Source organism: Erythrobacter sp. (genome assembly GCF_038133525.1).
Taxonomy (GTDB): Bacteria; Pseudomonadota; Alphaproteobacteria; order Sphingomonadales; family Sphingomonadaceae; genus Qipengyuania.
Genome location: NZ_JAYPTL010000025.1, coordinates 1 through 5649, shown reverse-complemented (window position 1 = coordinate 5649; position 5649 = coordinate 1). Strand labels below are relative to the sequence as shown.

Sequence of the window (5649 nt, the reverse complement as noted above, 5' to 3'; positions counted from 1 at the left end):
CAGGCGGCAGACGGGAAACCCGCCGAAATCGCCATCGAGCAGCTTGAGGTGGTCAAGCACCCGGTCGGGCAGACCCCGGGCGAAGGCACGATATTCGCCGCCGATGATCGCCCAGTCTTCTGCGGTGCCTTCCTTCATTTCACGGAACTTGGCCCGTTCTCGGCTTTCCTGGTCGATCGTTCCGTGCACACCCATCGCGTCTCTCCCTCGCTTCGTCAGCAGGAATGAGTGTAGCGACTGGCACAACTCGTCGCAATTGGGCTAGAGGAGGCTCGCATGGCCGTGTTGCCCATTCGTCCGACGCCGTTCTTCGCCAATAAGAACCAGGCGTTCTGGAACCTCCAGCTGGCTGGCTGGGGCGGGACCGCGATGCTGCGCGCCATGTCGGCAGTCGCCAACGGCCAGCCGATCGACGCTCTGGTGATCATTGTCATCGCGACGATCACCGGTTTCTCGCTCAGCCTGATTCTCGCGGTGATCTATGGTGCGCTGATGAACCGCCGCCCCTTGGTCATGTGGAGCGCAACAGCGATGGTTCTGGCGGTCGCGGTGGGCGTTTTCGCCTTCATCGACAGCTGGGTGCTGCAGTTGACCAGGCCTTCGAACGATGGAGGTTTCGTTCGCCTGTTTCTCGGCCTTTATTCCTATGACCTGACCTTGTTGGGTGCCTGGTCGGCGCTCTATTACGCCATCAACTACTTCCTCCAGGTCGAAGCGCAGGCCGACCGGCTGGAACGGCTCGAAGCCCAGGCCACGAGCGCGCAACTCGCCATGCTCCGCTACCAGCTCAACCCGCACTTCCTGTTCAACACCCTCAATTCGATCAGCACGCTGGTGTTGCTCAAGCAAACCGAGACCGCGAATGCGATGCTCACCCGCTTGTCGAGCTTCCTGCGCCATACGCTGGTTACCCAGCCCGGCGGGAAGGTCACGGTGGCGCAAGAGGTCGAGACGCTGAAGCTCTACCTCGACATTGAGCGGATGCGTTTCGAAGACCGTCTGCGGACCGAGTTCCGGATTGAGCCCGAGGCCGCCAAGGCCCAACTTCCATCCATGCTGCTCCAGCCGCTGGTCGAAAATGCCATCAAATATGGCGTCAGTCCGATGGAAGAGGGCGCGGAGATCAATGTGAGTGCCCAGGTTGTCGGCCCTCGCCTCAGGGTGATTGTCTCGGACACCGGTCCGGGCATGGCATCCAACACCATTATCGAAGGACTTCCAGCTGTTCGCCCCACCCACGCTCGGCGCGATTCGACCGGGGTGGGCTTGGCCAACATCCGCGACCGCCTGGCGCAGGCCTATGGCGAAGAGCACCGGTTCGAAATCCGATCGCCCGAGACCGGCGGCTTCAGCGTTCTCATCGAACTGCCCTTTGAAGCCGACGAAGCGAGAGCTCCATTCATCGCGGCGCCAGCCAAAGCGCCCCAAATCGCAGCGACCCAGAAACCTGCGGGCGCCCCGCCCGTTCACACGCTGCAACCTCCCCAGAAGGCACAGCCCACGACATGACCATTCGCACCATCCTTGTCGACGATGAGAAACTGGCCATCCAAGGCCTGCAATTGCGGCTCGAGCCCTTCGAGGACGTCGAGATCATCGAGACCTGCCAGAACGGACGCGAAGCAATTCGCGCAATCAAGACGCTCAAGCCCGATCTTGTCTTTCTCGACATCCAGATGCCCGGTTTCGACGGGTTCAGTGTCGTTCAAGGCGTGATGGAGATCGAACCGCCACTATTCGTCTTCGTGACAGCCTTCCAGGAGCACGCGATCCGCGCCTTCGAGGCCAATGCGGTCAATTACCTGATGAAGCCGGTGGACGAGGACAAGTTGGCTGACACGATCGAGCGAGTACGGATCCGCCTGGCTGAAAAGAAATCTTCCGAAGAGGCGGAGAAACTCAAGAGTGTGCTATCGGAGGTTGCCCCGGAAGCGGTCGAGGAACTGGCCGGTGACGAGGCGGAGGCTGCCAGCCGCTTTGAAAGACTGATCAACATCAAGGATCGTGGCCAGATCTTCCGGGTCGAAGTCGACACGATCGAGCACATCGAGGCCGCGGGCGACTATATGTGCATTTATACCGGCGACAACTCGCTGATCTTGCGCGAAACGATGAAGGATCTCGAACGCCGGCTCGATCCGCGCAAGTTCCAGCGCGTACACCGGTCGACCATCGTGAATCTCGACCAGGTTCGCCAGGTCAAGCCGCATACCAATGGCGAGTGCTTCCTCGTGCTCGATAGCGGAGCGGAAGTGAAGGTCTCGCGCTCCTACCGCGACGTGGTGGCGCGCTTCGTCCATTGAGGTCGCGCGACAGCCATCGCTGGCCATCGCGCAGCCCCATCGCGGCCTATACAACCGCCTCGCTGTAACGCGCTTCCTCTAGCCCGATCAGCAAGTTGGCGAGAAACCAGTAGGCCTCGCCCCAGGCGGCCAGCACCACCGGGGTCGCTGCGTCACCCAGAATGTCGGCGATGGCGGGAATCAAGGCATCGGCGACCAGCGGGTAATGTTCGCGCTTCACGCCTGTTTCGACGTGCCGGGCGACCATGCGCTCTACCGGCTTGGACAGGGCCTCAAGCTTGTCGACGTTCTCGGCATAGGCGAGGATTGCCGCCGCAAGACGCTTTGGTTGCTCACCCGATTCCTGCGCGGCCTGATCGAACATCGCCTTTACGGCCGGATCAACGAACAGCCGCTCATACATGCGCTGAGTGATCGCAAGGCCGTGGGCTCGCAGGGCCGGCGCGGTCGCCTTCACCGTAGCAATAACCGAAGGACTCAAAGTTGCGCTCAAGGGAAGCTCCTATATGATGTATTGGATATGCATCTATTCCTTGGCAGCATAATGATGCATGTCAACTGTATCTTTTGAAAGGCTGGCAATGCGTCTCACAGCTCACTCGGATTACGCACTGCGCATCCTGCTGCAGGCAGCAATCGAACCGGATCGTTTGCTGTCGATCGCCCAGGTGGCGCAGGAACAGGCGATTTCGCGCAACCACGCGATGAAGGTGGTCAACCAGCTGGCCAATGCGGGCTTCCTCACGACCCTCCGCGGCCGGCACGGGGGTTTCCGGTTGGGGCGGCCGGCGGCCGATATCACGATCGGCCAGGTGATCCGGCTGACCGAGCCGAGCCTGAATCCCGCCGACTGCGCAAATTGCATCCTTGCGCCTTCGTGCGGGCTAACACCCGCATTGGACGAAGCGGTGCGCGCCTTCCTCGAAGTGCTCGACAACCGCTCGCTGGCGGACATCGCGCGCACCACCACCTGGCCCTTAGCGCACCCCGAAGACTGACGCTTGGCAGACAGCGCTCGACAAATCGGGGTCAACTCGCAAGACAGGCCAACATGACCTTTACGCTCCTCGGCTTCGATCTCGCCCGCTACGTCCACGAGACTCTGGCGGAGGATCTCGGCGAAGGCCTCGCAGGTGGTGGGCGGGACGTTACCAGCGAAAGCGTGATCCCTGCCGATGCCCGGTTTGCTGGTGTCATGGATACACGCGATGCCATTTGTGTCGCCGGACTGCCGATCGCACGCGCCTTCTTCCATGCACTCGACCCGCAGATGTCGATCGAAATTCTCGTCGAAGAGGGCGCGCGGGTTCCGGCGGGTACGGATCTGATGCGACTGCAAGGCAATGCGCGGGCGATGCTCACTGCCGAGCGCAGCGCGCTCAACACCGTCCAGCACCTCTCGGGTATCGCCACGCTGACCCGGCAATATGTCGACGCGATGGACAACCCGGCCTGCACGCTGCTCGATACGCGCAAGACGATCCCTGGCCTGCGGGTACTTGAGAAATACGCCACGCGCATGGGAGGCGCCGCGAATCACCGCATGGGGCTGTGGGACGCGGCGATGATCAAGGACAACCATGTCCTCGTCGCCGGATCGGTCGGAGAGGCCGTGCGGCGCGCCGTGGATGCGGGGGTGAAGGAGATCATCTGCGAAGTGGACCGGATCGACCAGATCGAACCGGCGCTGGCCGCTGGTGCGACACGGCTGCTGCTCGACAACATGGAACCAGACGTGTTACGCGATGCCGTTGCTATCGTTGCAGGACGTGTACCGACCGAGGCAAGTGGCGGGATCAATCTCGACACGATCCGGGCCAAGGCCGCGACCGGGGTGGATTTCGTATCCGTCGGCCGCCTGACCCAGAGCGCACCGGCCGCCGACATCGGTCTCGATTTTACGCCACTATGATCTTGAGGCGGGCAGTACCGTTGTCGACCGCGCTCTCAATCATTTCAACCCTGGTGCGGCTCGCTTCCGCCCTGCTTCTGGGCCTCGTAGCCTCACCGATCGCAGCGCAATCCTATCAATGCAGCGTGACTGGGGCGGTAGATCTACCTCGCGTAGCGCCCGATGGCCCGGCGCGCCGCCTGCCAGTCACCGGCTATACGCTGGCCATGAGCTGGAGTCCGGAGTTCTGCAGAGGACGGGAGACAAGCCCCCCTAATGCCCGTCAATGTTCTGGCCAGGCCGGCCGGTTCGGAATGGTCATCCACGGGCTTTGGCCCGAAAGCGGGCGTAGTTGGCCACAGTGGTGCCCCGCGAAATCCCCCCTGTCGACAGAAGCGGTACGACCCAACCTTTGCCTTTCACCCTCTGCATCATTGGTAGCCAAGCAATGGGCCAAGCATGGCAGCTGCATGGCCCGACACCCAGAGACATACTTCCGCGTCACGCGCATCCTCTGGAATGGTCTGCGTATTCCCGATTTTGATCGAATCTCGCGTGAGGAAGGGCTGACAGCGGGCATCATCCGCACCCGCTTCGTCGATGCCAATCCAGGATGGCGTTCCGAAGCCGTGGGTGTGCACCTCAACCGGCGCGGCTGGCTGGAGGAAATCCAGCTTTGCTATGACAGGCGCTTCATGCCGTCCACCTGTGACCGCATGCGCCATGGCGAGAGCGATAGCGCGCCGGCCAGGATCTGGCGGGGTCTTTAGCGGCGGTCCCTGAAGAATTCTCGCAGCAGATTGGCCGCCCTCGCTTCACCCATACCCGAATATACCTCGGGCCGATGCAGGCATTGCGGCTGGTCGAACACCCTCGCGCCATGCTCCACCGCACCACCCTTGGGGTCGCTGGCGGCATAATAGAGCTTGGCGATTCGCGCGTGGACAATGGCCCCCGCGCACATCGTGCAGGGCTCGAGCGTGACCCACAACTCGCAATCGGTCAGACGCTCGTCGCCCAGAACCTCTGCCGCTCGGCGAATCGCCAGTATTTCGGCGTGAGCGGTCGGGTCATGCGTTTCACGCGGGGCATTATGTGCCTCGGCAATAATCGCTCCGGCGCGTACCACCACCGCACCCACCGGCACTTCACCAGCCTCCGCCGATTCTTCCGCTAGCGCGAGGGCTCGCTGCATGGGGTATGGGAGGGTCCAGCCGGTCATGGTGCAAGCGCGCTAGACTGCCGTGCCGGAGGGCGCAACGTGCTTGACGATTCGGGAGGTCGCCGCTATGCGCGCCGCTTTCCGGGACAAATCGAGGCCCCGCCCGCCATAAGCGGATAAGGGAACTCGCCCAGCCATTTGAACGAGAGACGATCATGTCGCGCATTTGCGAACTCACCGGCAAGGGCCGCCAGGTTGGCCACAATGTGAGCCACGCCAACAACAAGACCAAG

8 protein-coding genes and 1 pseudogene are annotated in these 5649 nt (G+C 62.1%); 6 read left to right on the top strand and 3 right to left on the bottom strand.

The annotated features are described in order from the left end of the window. Positions 1-195 (bottom strand): annotated as a pseudogene (locus AAFM29_RS08335) (hypothetical protein); the annotation flags it as partial. A gap of 81 nt (positions 196-276) precedes the next feature. Here AAFM29_RS08335 and AAFM29_RS08330 point away from each other — a divergent pair. Then, on the top strand, positions 277-1509 hold the full coding sequence (locus AAFM29_RS08330; protein WP_341712344.1) for a sensor histidine kinase: 1233 nt from the start codon (positions 277-279) through the stop codon (positions 1507-1509). Beyond that, entirely contained in the window at positions 1506-2303 is a 798-nt protein-coding gene (locus AAFM29_RS08325; RefSeq protein WP_341712343.1) for a LytTR family DNA-binding domain-containing protein, read from the top strand. The genes AAFM29_RS08330 and AAFM29_RS08325 overlap by 4 nt, the downstream gene beginning before the upstream one ends. Before the next feature lie 46 nt (positions 2304-2349). On the opposite strand, the gene AAFM29_RS08320 is transcribed toward AAFM29_RS08325, so the two are convergent. After that, positions 2350-2796, bottom strand: coding sequence for a globin domain-containing protein (locus tag AAFM29_RS08320; protein WP_341712342.1), 447 nt, complete (start codon positions 2794-2796; stop codon positions 2350-2352). An 88-nt stretch (positions 2797-2884) separates the two neighbouring features. Here AAFM29_RS08320 and AAFM29_RS08315 point away from each other — a divergent pair, with 88 nt between their 5' ends. The 3 genes from AAFM29_RS08315 to AAFM29_RS08305 are packed head-to-tail and all read left to right on the top strand — an operon-like array spanning position 2885 to position 4964. After that, positions 2885-3301 carry an Rrf2 family transcriptional regulator gene (locus tag AAFM29_RS08315; protein ID WP_341712341.1) on the top strand — a complete coding sequence of 139 codons (417 nt, stop codon included), beginning with the start codon at positions 2885-2887 and terminating at the stop codon, positions 3299-3301. 53 nt (positions 3302-3354) lie between these two features. Then, positions 3355-4215: a carboxylating nicotinate-nucleotide diphosphorylase gene (nadC, locus tag AAFM29_RS08310; protein WP_341712340.1), complete on the top strand. Its 861-nt coding sequence runs from the start codon at positions 3355-3357 to the stop codon at positions 4213-4215. Next, on the top strand, positions 4212-4964 hold the full coding sequence (locus AAFM29_RS08305) for a ribonuclease T (RefSeq protein ID WP_341712339.1): 753 nt from the start codon (positions 4212-4214) through the stop codon (positions 4962-4964). The genes nadC and AAFM29_RS08305 overlap by 4 nt, the downstream gene beginning before the upstream one ends. Here AAFM29_RS08305 and tadA read toward each other — a convergent pair. Further along, positions 4961-5416, bottom strand: a complete 456-nt coding sequence (gene tadA, locus AAFM29_RS08300) for a tRNA adenosine(34) deaminase TadA (protein ID WP_341712338.1) — start codon at positions 5414-5416, stop codon at positions 4961-4963. The two genes, AAFM29_RS08305 and tadA, sit on opposite strands and share 4 nt — an antisense overlap. 155 nt (positions 5417-5571) lie before the next feature. On the opposite strand from tadA, the gene AAFM29_RS08295 reads away from it, so the two are divergent. Next, positions 5572-5649: L28 family ribosomal protein (locus AAFM29_RS08295; RefSeq protein WP_341712386.1), on the top strand; the 78-nt coding region annotated here is incomplete at its 3' end.

Excerpts from the sequence above, each read along its gene's own strand:
- AAFM29_RS08315 (WP_341712341.1), top strand. The coding sequence starts at position 2,885 with ATGCGTCTCACAGCTCACTCGGATTACGCACTGCGCATCCTGCTGCAG.
- nadC (WP_341712340.1), top strand. The coding sequence starts at position 3,355 with ATGACCTTTACGCTCCTCGGCTTCGATCTCGCCCGCTACGTCCACGAG.
- AAFM29_RS08305 (WP_341712339.1), top strand. The coding sequence starts at position 4,212 with ATGATCTTGAGGCGGGCAGTACCGTTGTCGACCGCGCTCTCAATCATT.
- tadA (WP_341712338.1), bottom strand. The coding sequence starts at position 5,416 with ATGACCGGCTGGACCCTCCCATACCCCATGCAGCGAGCCCTCGCGCTA.
- AAFM29_RS08325 (WP_341712343.1), top strand. The coding sequence starts at position 1,506 with ATGACCATTCGCACCATCCTTGTCGACGATGAGAAACTGGCCATCCAA.
- AAFM29_RS08330 (WP_341712344.1), top strand. The coding sequence starts at position 277 with ATGGCCGTGTTGCCCATTCGTCCGACGCCGTTCTTCGCCAATAAGAAC.